At 42.0% G+C, this 17396-nt stretch carries 17 protein-coding genes; 3 read left to right on the top strand and 14 right to left on the bottom strand.

Going from position 1 to position 17396, the window contains the following annotated elements; genetic code table 11:
• Position 1 precedes the first annotated feature (1 nt).
• Together ACZ48W_RS06065 and ACZ48W_RS06060 are read left to right on the top strand one after the other, a co-directional pair.
• On the top strand, positions 2-769 hold the full coding sequence (locus ACZ48W_RS06065; RefSeq protein WP_464827431.1) for a V-type ATP synthase subunit E family protein: 768 nt from the start codon (positions 2-4) through the stop codon (positions 767-769).
• The gene (locus ACZ48W_RS06060) at positions 769-3888 is read left to right on the top strand and encodes a type I restriction endonuclease subunit R (RefSeq protein WP_464827430.1); all 3120 of its coding nucleotides are present in this window, start codon (positions 769-771) and stop codon (positions 3886-3888) included. Before ACZ48W_RS06065 ends, ACZ48W_RS06060 begins: the two co-directional genes overlap by 1 nt.
• Before the next feature lie 7 nt (positions 3889-3895).
• Here ACZ48W_RS06060 and ACZ48W_RS06055 read toward each other — a convergent pair whose 3' ends face one another.
• Positions 3896-5002 (bottom strand): tyrosine-type recombinase/integrase, encoded by a 1107-nt coding sequence (locus ACZ48W_RS06055; protein ID WP_464827429.1) that lies wholly within the window; start codon positions 5000-5002, stop codon positions 3896-3898.
• A gap of 287 nt (positions 5003-5289) precedes the next feature.
• Here ACZ48W_RS06055 and ACZ48W_RS06050 point away from each other — a divergent pair, with 287 nt between their 5' ends.
• A complete protein-coding gene (locus ACZ48W_RS06050) occupies positions 5290-5970 on the top strand; it encodes an IS1595 family transposase (RefSeq protein ID WP_464830475.1) in 681 nt (226 codons plus the stop codon).
• A 54-nt stretch (positions 5971-6024) separates the two neighbouring features.
• Here the strand turns inward: ACZ48W_RS06050 and ACZ48W_RS06045 are convergent, their stop codons facing one another.
• The 13 genes from ACZ48W_RS06045 to ACZ48W_RS05985 form a co-directional block, all read right to left on the bottom strand.
• Positions 6025-6711, bottom strand: coding sequence for a nucleotidyl transferase AbiEii/AbiGii toxin family protein (locus ACZ48W_RS06045; RefSeq protein WP_464827427.1), 687 nt, complete (start codon positions 6709-6711; stop codon positions 6025-6027).
• Between the two features lie 25 nt (positions 6712-6736).
• Positions 6737-7824 (bottom strand): IS3 family transposase gene (locus ACZ48W_RS06040; protein ID WP_464827426.1). Its coding sequence is split into 2 segments (ribosomal slippage): positions 6737-7572 and positions 7572-7824, totalling 1089 coding nucleotides; the frame shifts between segments, so codons are not numbered across the junction.
• Positions 7825-7999: 175 nt separating this feature from the next.
• Positions 8000-8956, bottom strand: a complete 957-nt coding sequence (locus tag ACZ48W_RS06035; protein ID WP_464827425.1) for an HNH endonuclease — start codon at positions 8954-8956, stop codon at positions 8000-8002.
• A 3-nt stretch (positions 8957-8959) separates the two neighbouring features.
• Complete coding sequence (locus ACZ48W_RS06030) at positions 8960-9574, bottom strand: class I SAM-dependent methyltransferase (RefSeq protein ID WP_464827423.1); 615 nt, start codon at positions 9572-9574, stop codon at positions 8960-8962.
• Between the two features lie 412 nt (positions 9575-9986).
• Positions 9987-10871 (bottom strand): nucleotidyl transferase AbiEii/AbiGii toxin family protein, encoded by an 885-nt coding sequence (locus ACZ48W_RS06025; protein ID WP_464827421.1) that lies wholly within the window; start codon positions 10869-10871, stop codon positions 9987-9989.
• Positions 10864-11514, bottom strand: a complete 651-nt coding sequence (locus tag ACZ48W_RS06020) for a type IV toxin-antitoxin system AbiEi family antitoxin domain-containing protein (RefSeq protein ID WP_464827419.1) — start codon at positions 11512-11514, stop codon at positions 10864-10866. Before ACZ48W_RS06020 ends, ACZ48W_RS06025 begins: the two co-directional genes overlap by 8 nt.
• 182 nt (positions 11515-11696) lie before the next feature.
• Entirely contained in the window at positions 11697-12989 is a 1293-nt protein-coding gene (locus tag ACZ48W_RS06015; protein ID WP_464827417.1) for an APC family permease, read from the bottom strand.
• 67 nt (positions 12990-13056) lie between these two features.
• On the bottom strand, positions 13057-13581 hold the full coding sequence (locus ACZ48W_RS06010) for a permease (RefSeq protein WP_464827415.1): 525 nt from the start codon (positions 13579-13581) through the stop codon (positions 13057-13059).
• The gene (locus ACZ48W_RS06005; RefSeq protein ID WP_464827413.1) at positions 13578-14003 is read right to left on the bottom strand and encodes a permease; all 426 of its coding nucleotides are present in this window, start codon (positions 14001-14003) and stop codon (positions 13578-13580) included. The genes ACZ48W_RS06010 and ACZ48W_RS06005 overlap by 4 nt, the downstream gene beginning before the upstream one ends.
• A gap of 124 nt (positions 14004-14127) precedes the next feature.
• On the bottom strand, positions 14128-15381 hold the full coding sequence (locus ACZ48W_RS06000; protein ID WP_464827411.1) for an arsenic transporter: 1254 nt from the start codon (positions 15379-15381) through the stop codon (positions 14128-14130).
• Positions 15381-15782 carry an arsenate reductase ArsC gene (locus ACZ48W_RS05995; RefSeq protein ID WP_464827409.1) on the bottom strand — a complete coding sequence of 134 codons (402 nt, stop codon included), beginning with the start codon at positions 15780-15782 and terminating at the stop codon, positions 15381-15383. Before ACZ48W_RS05995 ends, ACZ48W_RS06000 begins: the two co-directional genes overlap by 1 nt.
• On the bottom strand, positions 15775-16086 hold the full coding sequence (locus ACZ48W_RS05990; protein WP_464830474.1) for an ArsR/SmtB family transcription factor: 312 nt from the start codon (positions 16084-16086) through the stop codon (positions 15775-15777). The genes ACZ48W_RS05995 and ACZ48W_RS05990 overlap by 8 nt, the downstream gene beginning before the upstream one ends.
• A gap of 134 nt (positions 16087-16220) precedes the next feature.
• Positions 16221-17345, bottom strand: a complete 1125-nt coding sequence (locus ACZ48W_RS05985) for an SO_0444 family Cu/Zn efflux transporter (RefSeq protein WP_464827407.1) — start codon at positions 17343-17345, stop codon at positions 16221-16223.
• Between the last annotated feature and the right edge of the window lie 51 nt (positions 17346-17396).

Here is a 17396-nt window from a genome sequence, read left to right as displayed (position 1 = left end):
GATGAAAATGACAGACCTTGCGGGCTTAAGCCATTTTGAAGTGCATTTTAGAGAACTCAAAGATCAGTATGTAATCGTCGGAGGTTTTGCTACCCTTATGCTTTTAGAGAGGGAACTCCCGAATCATGGTAAGGCAACCCATGATATAGATTTGGTGTTATTGACATCAACATCGGTAGAGATGGCAGCTAAGATCAAAACATATATCAAAGAAGGTGGTTACACTATTCAGAAAGGTCAACAGGACAGATACCAATATTACAGGTTTGTTGAGCCCCAGGCAGAGGGATATGCTAAAGAGATTGAGTTATTTGCTTCTGAAGAGTATGGTATAGAGTTGGATGAGGGACAGCGCATTATTCCTATCGATCCGGAAGAAGGGCTCTATTCATTATCTGCCATTATGCTGGATCGTGAATACTTTGATATGATCAAAAGCAATATAGAAGAGATAGATGGTATTCCCTACAGCAATACGCTGGCAACGATGCTGCTGAAAATGTCAGCAGTATATGATTTGCATCATAGAGGTGATGACAAATGGAAAAAACATCGCCGAGATATATTGAAACTGACACTTCTATTGACAGGTGAAGAGCAGCTTGTTTTAAAGGGGAGAATGATAGACGATGTCAATTTTTTCAAAGAACTGGTAGAAGAATTGACACCTAAAATGATAAAACAGATTGTTGGTAAAAGTGTAGTGGTTGACAAAGATACCGTTATACGCTCCATTGAACAGGTGTTTGTAACAGAAAAGGTACAGTAATGAGCAAACATAAAGAGATCACATTTGAAACGGAGATTGTCGAGTACCTGAGCCGATATGACTGGGCAGAAGGTGCTTCAGAAGGGTATGACCAGACACTGGCACTCTACTCTGAAGACCTCATAGCCTATGTGAAAAGTACTCAGCCCAAAGCTTACGAGAAGTTCGCCAAGCGTCATCCCAAAGAGACCGAAGCGGCATTGTGCAAATTCGTCGCCAAGCAGATGGACAAGCATGGTTCGCTCTACTGTCTGCGACATGAACTTAAAGATGTCAATGCACGCATCAAACTCTGCCAGTTCAAGCCTGACCTTCATTCTCCCGAACTTATGGAGAAGTACGACAAGAACATCTTGCGTGTCGTGCGACAGGTCTACTACTCCGAACACAATAAGAACAGCATCGATCTTGTGCTTTTTCTCAACGGTATTCCCCTGGCGACCATAGAACTCAAGACAGACTTTACCCAGAATGTACAGGATGCCATTAATCAGTATAAGTACGACAGGCTGCCTAAAGACAAACGCACCCGTAAAGAGGAGCCGCTACTGGCATTTAAACGTAGGGCACTGGTGCACTTTGCAATGAGTACGGACGAAGTCTACATGACCACGCAACTGAAGGGTAAAGATACCTATTTCCTGCCGTTTAACAAAGGGCATGACGGTGGTGCAGGTAATCCACCAAACCCAGAGGGGTATGCCACGGACTATCTCTACAAAGAGATCCTCTCCAAAGAGACCTGGCTGAAGATCATTGGGCGCTACATCCACCTTGAAGTCAAGGAGAAAGAGGATGCCAGAGGCAGGAAGTACAAGAGTGAGACACTCATCTTCCCACGCTACCATCAACTCGATGCCGTCACCAAATTAGTCAAAGATGCCAAAGCCAAAGGGAGCGGAGAACACTACCTGATCCAGCACAGCGCGGGAAGCGGTAAATCCAACTCCATCGCATGGCTGGCACATCAGCTCTCATCGCTGCATGATGCGGAAAACCGGCAGGTTTTTGACTCAGTCATTGTCATCACAGACAGAATGGTGCTTGATTCGCAGCTGCAGGAGACTATCTCGCAGTTTGAACACAAAAAGGGGGTGATCGTCAGGGTCAATCGTGAAGAGGAGCGAGAGAAGAGTAAGTCCGAGCAGCTTGCCGATGCACTGGAGCGGAGTGCGGCGATCATCATCGTGACCATTCAGACCTTCCCGTTCGTACTTGACCTGATCCGTGAACGCACCACACTCAAGGACAAAAGCTATGCTATCATCGCCGATGAGGCACACTCTTCACAGACAGGCAAAACAGCCAAAGAACTCAAGGAGGTGCTCTCAGCCGAGCAGATCGAAGAGGGGGTGGAGCTCTCTGCCGAAGAGGTGTTGGCACTAACGCTGGAGGCGCGGGGTTCAGGAAAGAATCTCAGCTACTTTGCCTTTACTGCCACTCCTAAAGCCAAGACACTGGAGATGTTCGGTACGTTGCCTGATTCAGAGAGTCCGCCCTCAGCAGAGAACCTGCCACAGCCTTTTCATACCTATACGATGCAGCAGGCGATTGAAGAGGGCTTCATCATCGATGTGCTCAAGAGCTATACCACCTACGACATGGCATACCGCCTTGCCACCGTAGAGGGAGACCGAGAAGTCGATGTGAAAAAAGCGAGTAAAGCACTGGGTAAGTGGGTACGGCTGCATCCATACAACATCTCTCAAAAGATCGGTATTATCATCGAGCATTTCCATGAACACATTGCCCATCAGCTTGACGGCAAAGCCAAAGCGATGGTTGTCACCAGTTCCCGTAAAGAGGCAGTACGTTACAAACTCGCCTTTGACAAGTACATCAAGGAGAATGGATACAGCTCCATTGCAGCGATGGTGGCGTTCTCCGGCAGTGTGATGGATGATGTCGAAGGCATGGAGAAAGAGTACACCGAAAAGAGCATGAACCCCGGACTTAAAGGGCGGGATATGCGTAAAGCGTTTGATACGGAGGAGTATCAGGTGATGATCGTAGCAAACAAGTTTCAGACAGGATTTGACCAGCCTAAGCTCTGTGCAATGTATGTGGACAAGAAGCTCAGCGGTGTGGATGCGGTACAGACACTCTCAAGGCTCAACCGTACCTATCCGGGCAAAGAGAGTGTCTTTATCCTTGATTTCCGAAACAAAGCCGAAGAGATCAAGGAGGCATTTGAACCCTACTACAAAACAGCGGCACTCACCGATGTGACCGATCCCAATATCATTTTCGATCTGCAACTCAAACTTGAGGCGTACGGACTCTATACCCCTCAGGAGATGGAGCAGTTCGCTTCCGCCTACTTTGACCCGAAAGGGACACAGGCAGCGATGAGTGCAGCGATCAAGCCTGCAGCAGACAGGTTTAAGAACCGATACAAAGAGATCTTGACTCAGATCGCTCATGCCAAAGAGGAGCTGGAGAAAGCAAAGGAGAGCGGGGATGAGTCTGCTATCCATAATGCAGAGCGCATACTCAAAGAGTATAAAGAAGACAAAGCAGCATTGGAGCTTTTCAAAAAAGATCTTGGTACTTTTGTGCGAATGTATGAGTTCCTCTCTCAGATCGTGGATTATGAAGATAGTGACCTTGAAAAGCTCAGTGTCTTTGCCAGAGGACTGCTGCCCAACCTCAAGACGGTCGATACGGAACCACCCATTGATATCTCTTCTGTTGAGATGACACACTACAGCATCAAAAACAAAAAAGAGCACCGTATCGATCTGAAGGGCGGGTATCTTGACAGCATTGAGCCGGGTGCCGGTATGGTGCGAGAACCCAAGGTTGACAGACTTGGAGAGATCATCGAGCGCATCAATGAGCTCTTTGCCGGCGACATTACCGATGAGGATACGCTTCACTATGCAAGATGGATACTTGACAAGACCATTTCCAACGGTGCGATCAAAGAGCAGATCGAGAATAATTCACGCAAACAGGTCATGATAGGTGATTTCCCCTCCGCTGTTACCGATGCGGTTGCAGAGAGTCTGGGGGCACATGAGAGCATGGCGACACGCATACTTAGTGATGAGAGAACGATGAAAAACTTTGCGGAACTGCTGCTGGATCTGTTTGAGGCACAAAGAGAAGCTGTATAGTCGTCTCTTAAATCGTATAAAGCTTGAAAACATCCTCTTTCCCGCTATCTGGAGCGAGTTTTGCATAACGCATGGTTTGTTCGATATCGTGATGGTTCATCAACTTTTTGATGGTTAAAATAGGAGATCCATTGATTGCAAGATGCGAGGCAAACGTATGGCGAAGTGTATGAATCACGGCTCTATTGGTTGTGTCTTTTCTGTCCAATCCTTGATTAAACAGCTTATCCATAACAGGTTTAAGGTTGTTCGACATAGTTTTCCCGGGAACCTTTATTAAGGTCAGTCCTACAATATAGTGATTGGGAGACAGGTTTTCAAAGTTGATGGATTGCAGGTAATTGAGTGTTTCCTGTTCAAGAAAACCGGTATAGACCTCGCCATTATTTTTAAAGTCTGTAAGTTCCACAGTTCTTCTTTTGAGATTAATATCTTTTTTTTGAATGGAGAGTATGGTGTCTCTACGACCTCCGGTACTTAGCGAGAGAAGAACAAAGCTCAATAAACGTTGATCATGTTGGCAAGCCTCTTTTAGCTGTTCTACTTCATGGCTATCAAGGTAGCGCTGACGATGATTGTTGACTTTGTATTTTTCTACACCTGTACAAGGATTAACCAGTTTTTTGCCTTTTTTGATGGAGTGATTGTAAATGGTGCTAAGAAGCTCAATATAGCTATTGACAGTTTTGGGAGCAAGTTCTTTTGCCAATTCTCGCTTCCATTTTATGATGTCGGACTGTTCAACCGTTTGTGCATCGAGTTTGCCAAAGTACGGTTTTATCTTATAGTTATATTTCCCCCGCATCTGTTTGTTGGTTTTGTTTTCAACAGTATCACTAAAATATCTATCGGCTAACATTTGGATAGATGTAAAGTTTTTGGCTTTGTGTTTGACAATAGGAGCATTGTCCCCGAACTTTGATCGATTGATCGCTTCATTTCTTTTTTGATGGCAATATGCCTCATTGATCCCTTCAGACTTTTTACCAATAATTTCTTCTTTAAGCCGACCATTGATCTTATATCGTATTTGGTAGCTTCTGTCATTGCCTTCCAGAATTTTATATCTGACACCTGTATATTTTTTAGAAGCCATCCACTTATTTTCACTCATTCAAATACCACCTATGTACCACCTTATTTGATGAAACTTGATTATACTATAAGAAAGATGAGGAAGTGAAGTTTTAATGAAAGCACGGTACAATGGGCATTTGATGAGAATTGAGGAAATTTGATGACAATTGAGAAAAGTGGCTCAGTCAAGTCCCCCTCTCCCGGCCATCCCTTTTTTACAATCCGCGCAAACAACACTTACACCGGGCAAAATCAACAATTAGACAATAATAACTTTGGGTCTAGACTAGAACAGAGGGTATAAAGTGCAAAGAAAGTACCATTATACCGATGAAAAACAAGTATATAAAAGTTGCGAAGATTTCAGAGAGTAAATTTAGGCTCATTGTAAAGTGCTTTGCTAATGATCTTTCAGCTACTCAGACAGCTAATCTTACAGGCATTAATCGTAATACTATTAACCGATACTATTCATTATTCAGAGATAGAATTGTTAAGATTCAAGAAAAGGAATCTCCTCTCTCAGGAGAGATAGAGATGGATGAGAGTTACTTTGGGGCAAGAAGAGTCAGAGGCAAAAGAGGTAGAGGTGCATCAGGGAAAACTATTGTATTTGGTTTGTTGAAACGTAATGATAAGGTCTATACGCAAATTATACCAGATGCCAAGAAAGCCACACTGCAGGCTATCATACGGGGTAAGATAGATATTCAAAGTGAAATCCATACAGATGGTTGGAAAGGCTATGATGGGTTGGTTGATATTGGATATGACAAACATTTCAGAGTCCATCATGGCAAAAATGAATTTGCTAGAGGCCATTGCCATATCAATGGTATTGAATCCTTCTGGAGTTATGCTAAAATTAGATTAGTCAAATTCAGAGGACTGGACAAAGAACACTTTAATACGCATCTCAAAGAGTGTGAGTTTAGGTTCAATCATAGAGGTGAAGATTTATACAAAATTTTGTTGAAAATCTTCAGAAAAGAACCCCTGAACTAGTCTAGACCCTAACTTTTTTGTAAATATCTCCTATGTACCACCTTAGATATTTTTTTAGATGGATTTCTCTTTTACATTGCCCAAACTTCTCTCCAGCTTTTTAAGAGCCTCAGCATGCTTTGCTTTGTCCATCTTCTCAAGATTCAGCATTTTCCATTTGACCGAGGGAAGTGCATTGATGTTCTCGAACGGTAGCAGACTCCAGTCAGGATCTCCTTTTTTGAACCCAAGTAAGAATGCCTTATGCTTCTGCGTCAACTTCTGGTGCAGAAGCCTGATCAGTTCCTCTCTTGTATCTGTCAAAAGCTTTAGCTCTATGGGTTCAGTCGTCATACCTACAAACTGTTCTTCAAAGGTATGGCTGATGTCAATAAGGTTGGGTTGTAGTAGTTTGGATATAGGTTGGCTGGAGCTGATGAGATACACGATAAATACATTCATAAGTGAATCACTGATACCTTCATTGTCAAGCAAGCCTCTAACATCAAAAAAGTCTCTTGGATGCTGACGGTCAAGTGCTGCACATATTTTTCCTGCATAGAGATCGTCGTGATGCACAACAACTGTTTCCCCAAACCCAAATACCTCTTCCACTTTGGGATTGACCATTTTTATCGTTGGTTCCTTCACGGTACCTCTCATCACCGGAGAAGTTTCTATCTTGATATGCACAGCATCTCTTTCCACTTGCAGTTTAGAGAGTGTTCCATCTCCTCTTTGCTCCAGTGGTAATCCTCCCATTTCCCAACCCCTCCAAAAGTAGAGGCTAAGCTGCAAGAGCCAACTTCTGTTTGGGAGTGATCCCGCCTATTGCCATGTTAGGGCGTTCGTTATTATATACCCAAAGCCATTTGGTTGCAAATTCTCTTACCTCCTCGATTGTGTTAAAGATGTATTGATTAAGCCAATCATATCGAACAGTACGGTTGTACCGTTCGATATAGGCATTCTGTTGCGGTTTGCCTGGTTGGATATACTCCAGCTTGATCTTTTTCTTTTTAGCCCAATTTTGTAATGCTGTAGAGATATATTCCGGACCATTATCACACCGTATGATCTTAGGCTTACCTCTCCATTCAATAATTCTCTCCAAAGATCTTATAACTCTTTGTGAAGGCAATGAGAAGTCTGCTTCAATTTCCAATCCTTCACGATTATAGTCATCAATCACATTAAAGAGCCTGAAGCTTCTACCGTCACTGAGATTATCATGCATGAAATCCATTGACCATACTTCATTGGGTGCAGTTGGTACACTCAGAGGCTCTGGTGCTTCCCTTTTGATACGTTTTTTAGGCTTGATCCTGAGATTGAGCTCCAGTTCTTTGTAGATGCGGTAAACCCGCTTATGGTTCCATTTATACCCTTCGACATTTCTCAAATATAAAAAACACAATCCAAAGCCCCAGTTTCGCTGGTTATGTGTTAAGCGTATCAGCCAATCGGCTATCATCTCATTTTCCTCATTGAGTTTAGCTTCATACCTGTAACAGTATTCACTGATTCTAAAGGCTTTACAGGCGAAACGGACAGTTACTTGTTTTTCTTGAACAGCCCTCATAGCCATCCTCTTACGTGAAGATGGCTTTACCACTTTTTTTCCAAAGCCTCCTGTACGATCTCTGCTTTTAAACGCTCTTCTGCATACATCTTTTTTAGACGACGGTTTTCCTCTTCAAGCTCTTTGAGCCGCTTCATCAAGGAAGCATCCATACCTCCATACTTAGATCGCCAGTTATAAAAGGTCGCACTACTTATACCATGCTCTCTACAAATTTCAGGAACCGGTATTCCGCTTTCTGCCTGTTTTAAAATTGATAGTATCTGTGTATCACTAAATCGTGACTTCTTCATAGAAAATCTCCTTATAATATTTTACTGGAATTTTCTACTTTTGGGAAGATTGGGTTTTTGGGAGGATTACCTCAAGAAGTAACTTATTGTTTCTAATCTTGTCATCCCCAATCCCCTTTTCCAAAGTTATTTATTTTAGCGTAAAGGAACATAGAGTTTTGTATTACTTTAAAAACTAAATTGCCACCAGACATTGCAATTTTTCACCATTGATAATTTTAAATCCAGCCTTATAGCAACTTTCATAGTATTCATAGATATCACGATTCCATTTTAATAATCCATGATTTTCATTCCTATCAATAATTTTTTGAATACATTGTTTAGGAGCTAAAGAATCACTTTTTATTAGATTACAACTTGAACAAGCCTGCACTAGATTCCATATTTCATCTTCATAAATATATGACCAAGGTATAAAATGATCTATATGGACTTGCGTATTTTCTAAAGAAGTACCACAATAAAAACACTTGCTTTCCATTTCCAAGAGAACTTTTCTATATTTATTTAAAGAATTTCGCTTAGGGTCTTTCATTAATTCAATTTTAGATATCAATCTAGGTGTGAAATTTGTCTTTTCAAGAAACTTCGCCCATTCCAAAATTAACACTTTGGATAATACTTCATATTCTTCTTTGAAAAAAGATAGAGCTTTATCCTTCAGAGTAATATATCTTTTATCTGAAGTAGGAGGATCATACTTCCGTCCATTTGTAGAGGCTTGATGAGAATGTATATAAAATGGTTCTTTTCCACTAGGTTGAAATCTTGGTATCACATCTCTAAAACATTGCATCTCTATTTCTGATATTAATTTCTCTTGAATATCTTTTTTATTTTTAAAATACTTTTCATAACTCTCAGGGATATACTCGGTGCCGCAATATTTTTGAATAAGCCGAATGACAACAGGCATTTTATCTTTATTAAAATCTTGTTTGAACTTGTATTTGCACTCTTGAAACCAATAATATTCCAAAAACTTGGTAGCAATCTCTCTGTACGTTATTTGATAGTCGGTAATCACTTTTTTACTTCTTGAGTAATCCAAAAGAAATTTTGCTAAAGCAAATTTATAGGTATTGCTTTTTGCCCCTTTTGCTACAATTTCAATAAATGCATGTTCCAAAAATTACTCCTCTTTTCTAACGACACAAGTCAACCAAACTATACCAACACGATCCAAGCCATCACCAGTAGTTTCTAAGTATTCAAGCTGCAATCCATACTTCTTACCATAGCCAATCCACTTATTTTCTGACATGGTAGTAAAATGTCGACCTTTTTCATCTTTGCCCTTATCATCAATATCATCTCTCTGAATTGACACAGAAAAAAGAAATTTACCATTGGGTTTCAAGATCGTAGCAATTTTCTTGAATATTTGATCTATCGACTCTTTTTTCAAATGCATTAGAGTGGCTATGCTATAAACACCATCAAAAGAAGATGGTTCAACATTAAGTCCATCTGGAATTTGTATTACATCTAGTCTATCTGTCAATTCAGGGTGGCATCGCTTTGCTTCAGCTATCATCCTTCCCGAACCATCAATTGCAAGAATATCATAACCATTTTGATACATGAAGCTGGCATCCCTACCTGAACCACATCCAATTTCTAATAGATACGATTTAGTGGTAAATGTATTCACGAGTAAAGCATGAATATGATCTACTTTTGCAGACTCATATCGTTGGGATAGATACTTGGCATTATCTTCATAGTAGGCTAGGGTTTTATGCATAAAAAATAACTTTATTTAATTTTTGATTTTATAGTACTATATTCTAGCCTAAAATTGTTTATTGACTACATTACTTCTTTGGATAATCCGGATGTTCTTAATGTTTCTTTGAAATCTACATATTTCATAGTATGTTACCTTTTGTTGAGAATCCTCCGGATGCGAATAAATCTCAGGACGCAGAGCTCAGGCTAAAATTTATTTTTTGTCGGATATATGCCTATCCTGCCTTTTAACTCCAATGATAAAACCAAGTGAAAACATGGGTAAAACCTTGTTATTTTGGACTAAAATAAAAAAGTGTAAGGTTATGACAGACTTCTATAAACGATAAGGAAAAATATGATTCCAAATACAAAATTGTTTTTTGCTAAATTATTTATACTTGGAATGAAAAACTATTGAACATAAGTTATATTTTTATCCGTTCGATCACATCTATAAAAAATTCTCTACTCCATACATCTAAAACTCTTTTATCTGCAATAAATACTTCCACATCTCTTTTCCCTGCTGCAATATCTAGAGCTTCAATACGTTTTTTCAATAACTCCAAGAGAGAGTCCTTGTCGATTTCTTTGTTTATGTCAATATGTTGATTATCTAACCAGGTACAGTTTTGTTGCAGTCTAGCATTGAGATGTTTTAGATCAAGTTCAACTCCGTGAGAAATATACCAAATCAAATCGTACCAATCTCTCCCTTTTGGACGACTCGACCAGTTTCTACATAAAATGGCGTGCATCTTTCCTGCAAAGAGTGAAGGTAGGGTCATCGTATGGACAGTAAATGGTGAAGGCACAAGCAGGGTCTTTTTTTCACTCTTAAAGTCAAGTGGTGGTTGGGTATCTACTTCAAATTTTATTTTGACAAGTCTGCCTTGACCAAAGGTTTTTACTATATCATCTGGGGCTTCTATGTTGAGTAGATGTTGGCTTGTATTGCCTTTGAGGAAAGCTGACTTTATGTTCCCCGCACTATTTTTCATTTGAATAGTGACTTCAAATCCAAAAGAGTGCAGGGCTTCTATGACAGCATCTTCATACTGAGATAGATCAAAGTTATTATCTGGAACTATGAGAGAGAAGTCAAGATCTTCAGAAAATCTATCTAAGCCATGCAAGATACGCAGTGCAGTACCACCATAAAAAAGAGCATGATCAAAAAAACCTGCACGTGAAAGTCCAAGTAGAACTATCTCTTGGAGTATCTCACGCAGAGCTTCATAGGTTGCATCTGCTGTAGAGAGGTCATACTTCTCCAACATCTTTGCAATGGCAGGGTGGATATTAGGCACTTTGTTTCCTTTTATTTATGAGTTTAGCCAGGTTTTGTAAATTGGATGAACTGTAAGCTGTTGCAATAGCAGAAATAAGTTCTGTATCTAAATCATAAAGCATATCCATATCGATACGAAGGTCATATGCCAGATAGGTTTCCAGTTTGGATTGAGACAACCTTCCTATGCCTCTATCCGATCTTATCTTATCACAGAGAGCTTTTTCTGCTGTAGCAATGAGCTTTCCTCCATTTATGTCATCATAAATCCAGTCAATACCTATGGCATATGCTTGCAGAGGAATACTTTTGTAGGTAAAGCGTCCTATAGGGGTATCAAACTCTTTCTTCATATGCATCGTTGCAGAGGTAACCTCATAGACCCTTTCCGGGATCAATCCGTAATAGGATAAAGCATACTCAAAAGAGACATAAGAGGGAGCATAAAGTATATTGGCTACACTGATCATATCTATAGGGGTGGATCGGTAATCTTCCCCCAAAGTATAAACCCCTTTTTTAAGACGCAGAAGACCACCTTTTTTTACCATGTAAGATATCTTTGCATTGACATTGCTTACATAAGGGCTTAAAATATTTTCCAAGAGATCATGTGTAAAGACTGGTACCGGTATTTTTTTGCTTAGTTGAAGTATATCCATGGAGAGATTATAGCATAAATAACTAATTATGGATAGATAATACAAAAAAATTGTATTATCTATGGCTAAACTGTTTAAAACTATAAAAAATTAACCATTAATTGGTTTAGCAGATCACGCACAGAATCAGGAAAAGTACAGTTTGTATTCATGCACGGGATCAGAAATACGTTTTACCGTTCTCAATGTTTTATCCGTGCATAGCCCCATGCACCCAGACTGAGGATCATATAGAGTATGAGGATGAAAAGTAGCTGCTCCGGATTGGACAGGAATTCATAATACAAGATCAGAACCGTACCCATTAGAAGTCCCAAAATTGCGATCACCGTTATAAAAGTAGAAGAATGTGTCTTATGCCGTATTTTGAAGTTGGCAATTGCCATAAGCAGTGAAACCAATAAAAAGGTAATACTCCCGAATTCCAGAATAAGACGCAGCCCTCCCATCGCGATCAGCAGTGAAGCGATCGCTGCCATGAAGGTAATGGCTGTTCTGGGAATACCTCCTTTGCGCTGTGAAATGATCGGAGGCAGATACCCGTCATCGGCGATCCGTGCCATCTGTCTTGAGGAGCCGAAGAGGGTGCCGTTAATGGCACTGCTTGTTGCCAGTATCGCTCCAAAAACCACCAGAGTAGCTCCCATAGGGCCCATGATATCTTTTGCCCCGGATGCCAGTGCATACTCTTTGTTTCTGATCAGATCTTCGGCAGGGATGGACAGGACTGCACCCAGTGCAATAATAAAATAGATAAGTGCCACCAGTACGATAGCCGAAAAAATAGCTTTTGGAATGTTTATGTCAGGATCATCCATTTCATTGACAGCATTGATCACCAGCTGAAAGCCTTCATAGGCTACGAAAGTGACCGAGGAGACGATCAGGATGCTCATCAGGGTGGTTGTTTCGTAATCACTGATCATCATAGTTCCGAATGTATGCATATCGGTTTCAGCAAAATAGATAAGCGCTGCAGAGATAACAAAGAGGATCAGAAGTTTTGCATAGACCATTACATCCTCAATTCTTCCCATCCCTTTCACACTCCAGAGATTGATCCAGGCAAAGAGCCAGATAACGCCAATGGCAACCAGTTTCCGCACGGCTTCATTGTTACCAAAAGAAAAATCACTGATGCCGTAGGAGGAGAAGGTGTAGGCATAGAGAGCCAGGGTACTGATGTAGCCGAAAATAGTGTACCAGCCTATGAAGGATGCTGCCATATGGGAGCTTGGATAGGTACGTTTGAAAAAAGCATAAGTAGCTCCCTCATCTTTATAGTAAAGCCCCAGTTTTACATAGGAGTAGGCAGCGAACCAGGCTACCACCCCGCCCAAAGCAATAGCAAAAGGTGCTATGGTGCCGACCATGGAAACGGAAATACCCAGGATCGTAAAGATCCCTCCTCCGACCATACCGCCGATCGCAATAGCAAGAAGTTCTTTAAAGCCCAGATTCTTTGGATCTCTCATTTGCTGCCTTTGGGAAAATACATACTGTATTTTAACATGTGTTACTTACGGTTGGAGGAGCCGTGATCTATGGCAGATCGGAGTCGGTCCTGCGTTTCAGCCTTCCTGTGATGATTCCCTGGAGCAGGGCACCCAGGATGATGTACAGACTTAGCATCAGGGTGAATGCGAGGCCGAAATAACTGATCATAAGCGGCAGCCAGGGGATCTTGATCGAACGTGCATAGATAAATGCAACGATCAAGCCGTCTTTGGCACCCTTTTCGCGGAAACTTTGAAGCATGGGATACCAGACATAACCGGGTCCGTGGCTTAAAATACCTCCGACTAAAGCAATGAAGTAGCCTTTCGCTCCACTCTCCTCACCCAAATGTGCTGCAACAGCTTTCGGATCGATAAAGCTGTTCAAAAGTATCATCAGAAAAAATACTATAATCAGTATAGGCAGGATCATTTTTAAAAGTTCCAGGCTCTCCTGAAGTGCTGCAAAGGTATTGTGCGGATCGAAAAAAGCCAGTATGCCATAGATCATTCCGACACTGCCTGCGATGATCCACCCGCTTTTCCCGGGTTTTCTCTTTTCCCTTCTCATCCTATGAATTCCAATGTGGCAGCAGTGGCAAAAGAGATGATCACGGCAAAAATGAGACTCAGTATATTCCTCATTACAGTGAACCTGGCACCAAAGAGAGAGAATTCAAGCGGAAGCTGGACAATGCCCAGTGTCACAAAAGAGAGGATAAAGGCAGTAACCGCATAAAGCGAGACCCCTTCTTCCAAAAGCTCACTGCCAATAATGTAACTTAAGAACGGCTGCCCCACCGAAACACCGCCTGCGGCTGTTCCGACCAGGATATCATGAAGGATGGAACCGTTGAAGAGAGAGTGAAGCATTTCCGGTGTGATGTATGCTTTGAAAAGTCCGACCAGGGCTATGACACCCAAAAGCATGGGTGCAATTGTCTTGAGTGATATGAATGTATCTTTGAATGCATTTTTCAGCCTTGAAACCATAGCCGCTCCTGTTGTCGGATCCTGTTAGAAATGACCACTTTGTTTTCTGTTCCCGTTATTTTATCACAATAAGGAAGCATCCTGCCATCCTGTACCGGAAGGATGATCTGTATGCTTTGGAGTATTATACCAATGTCAGCAGGACGAACAGTAAAACAGGCGGTGTCACGATCAGCCCGAATTTACTGTATTGCCAAAAGCCTATATGCACCCCTTTCTGATTGAGGGTATGGAGCCAGAGCAGTGTTGCCAGACTCCCGAACGGTGTCATTTTCGGTCCCAGGTTGCATCCGACTATATTGGCATAGATCATCGCCTGGTTCCCTATATCGTGCAGGGCGATATCCATGACCATAATGGTCGGCATATTGTTCATGAAGGCACTCAATATGGCACTTATGAAACCGGTACCCACCACGGCTATCAGATCTCCCTGTGTATTCAGGTTCTGCAGGATCAGTGTCAGATGGTCTGTCAGTCCGGCATTTTTCAGACCATAGACAACGATATAGAGTCCAAGAGAGAACCAGACGACCTGCCAGGGTGCATTTTTGACAATATGTACGGGTTCCACTGTTCCGGAGAGGGCCGAAACAGATAAAAAGATCAATCCCCCGCCCAGAGCAAAGACCGATACAGGTATATCATACGCATCACCTATAAAGTATCCGGCCAGCAACATGGCAAGGAAAGCCCAGGAAAAATAAAAGAGTGTTCTGTTCTTCAGTACACTCTCCGGCGGCTTAAGCAGATCGATATCCACAGTTTCGGGGATATCCTTCCTGAGTACCAGGAACAGAACAGCAGTGGTGGCGGCAACACTTGCAATGAACGGCAGGAACATATGTGTCAGGTATTCCAGAAATCCGATACTGAAATAGTTCGCAGTCACGATATTGGTCAGGTTTGAAAAGACAAAAGGAAGGGATGCACTGTCGCTTATGAATCCTCCGGCAAGCAGGAATGCCAGGATCGTTCGGGCATTGAGTTTGAGTATTCTCATTTTTGCCAGCAGGATAGGTGTCAGGATAAGTGCTGCTCCGTCATTTGCAAACAGTGCAGAGACCAGGGCACCCAGAAGAATAGAGTAAATGAACATCTTTCTGCCGTTCCCGTGGGAAAATTTGGCCATTTTTAACGCACACCATTCAAAAAAGCCTATCTCATCCAGTACAAGAGAGAGGAGGATGATCCCGATAAAGGCTAGTGTGGCATCCCATACAATGTCCCAGACGATGAAGAGGTCATTATAGCTTACTACACCGAACAGATAGGCAACGACCGCTCCGATCACTGCGGTTGTTCCTATCTGAAGTCCGCGAGGCTGCCATATGACAAAGAGAAGGGTAATGAGAAAAATAGTAATTGCAGGTAACATTACAACGCTTCTTTTACTTGTGGCAGAAGTATTTTTTTGATCTCTGCATAGGTCTCTTCAAAGGCATCATAGCCTTTGCCGTCAGGGTCTTCGAAACCTACATGTATTTTAGTTACCGGTTTGGGGAATATCGGACAGGTCTCCTTTGCATGGTCGCAGACCGTAACGACCAGGTCAAAGTCAATATCGATCACTTCATCAAGATGTTTTGAGTGATATCCGTCATTCCAGGCACCATGTGCCTCCAATACTTTCTTTGCATTGGGGTTGACCTTCCCTGTAGGAGCTACACCGCAGCTGTATGCTTTTACGTTTTGCAGGCATGTATTGATGAGTGCTTCCCCGATAATACTCCTGCAGCTGTTCCCTGTACACATCACTAATACTTTTTTCTTATCCATTTTTGCATCCTTGTTTGAATTCCGGTATCTCGAGTTCCAAAAAGCTGATCTCTTCCAAAATATTTCGGCGGAATTTGTCCATAGGGGTCCGTATACTGTAGTATGCCCATCTTCCTTTTCTGTTGACAGCAAGGAAGCCGGCATCTTTCAGGATCTTCAGATGTCTTGAGATCCGTGACTGGATCATCTCAAAGGCATGTTCAATATCGCATACACATACTTCTTTGTTGAGATCAATGAACCTTAGTATCCGCAGTCTTGTTTCATCATTCACTGCACCGATGGTTTTAAGAAAAATATCCATATCTGTACCGCCATTGTAGTTTAGTTTCATGATTGTATCATATAGTAGTTTATATATCAAGATATATTGATATAATATCTGTTTTTGAGAGACTCACTCGGGGGATCAGGAGCATGCATCAGACAAAAGTCTGTCTAGCCTGAACAGCAGTCTGTCTTTTCTTTTCTGAAATAGGGTGATACTATGAAATAGAGTACAAGACTCCACAATACTACACTGCTTACTATGGCAGTGTCGGAGGCATGCTCTTCCATATGCACCAGAGACCCGGGATCAATATCTGAAATACTGAAAACATAATCCAGTCCGAGACCGAACAGTATACTTCCTGCAATGATCGTTCCCAGATAGATATAGAGTGAACGTGATCCCAGCATTTTTTTCACCACACCGATCGTGACAGTATTCGTGGCGGGACCGGCACTTAAAAAGACAAAGGCGGCCCCCGCACTTACACCGGAGAGCATCAATGCCGCAGCAATAGGAAGTGATGCCGTAGCACAGACATACATTGGAACCGCAATAGCGATCACAACAAGGTAGGAGAACCAGGAATGGGCTGTCAGAATATCACTGAGGTTCTGCGGGATCGCTATGCTGATGAGGGCACCAATGACAAGTCCCCAGAACAGAGGCTTGGCAATATCCCCCAGAAGGGTGACAAAGGCATATTTCAATGCTTTTGTCAGAGAGAATCCCTCTGTGCCGTTTTCTTTATCTGTGATGCATGAATCGGATGTACAGCAGCCTTCCTCTTTCCCGGATACTGTTGAAAAAGAAGTATTTATCGTGGGGATCCCGTCAGTTGGTGACACGGCTGAGAAGCGTGGCGTTCCTGTCTCTACTTCTTTGTCAAAAAGGTTGGCGGCTATTCCTGCGAATATGGCAATGATCATGGAGGTGACAACACGATAGAGGGTAAAGACAGCCCCGAACATACCATAGGTAGCCAAAATGGAATCTACCCCTGTAATAGGTGTTGAAATAAGAAAAGAGAGGACTGAGCCTTTACTTGCACCGCTTTTTTTTATACTGCTTGCCAGGGGAATGACACCGCAGGAGCAGACAGGAAGAGGGATCCCGAACAGGGTAGCCTTGATAACGGAACCGATGTTTTCTTTCCCCAAATGTCTTGTGACCAGGCTGTCAGGGACCAATTCATGTAAAATACCGGCAAAAAGAAGACCGAAAAGAATGTAGGGTGCCATTGCATTACTTAAGTCGATCAATGCTTCAAAGAAAAGAAAAAAGTATTCCATTATAAGTATCTCCATTCATATTTAAAACCTATTCCATATTTTATGCGGTTT

The organism is Sulfurovum aggregans, assembly GCF_055385215.1.
The sequence above is the reverse complement of the archived record's forward strand: the minus strand, read 5'-3'. Positions and strand labels throughout refer to the sequence as shown.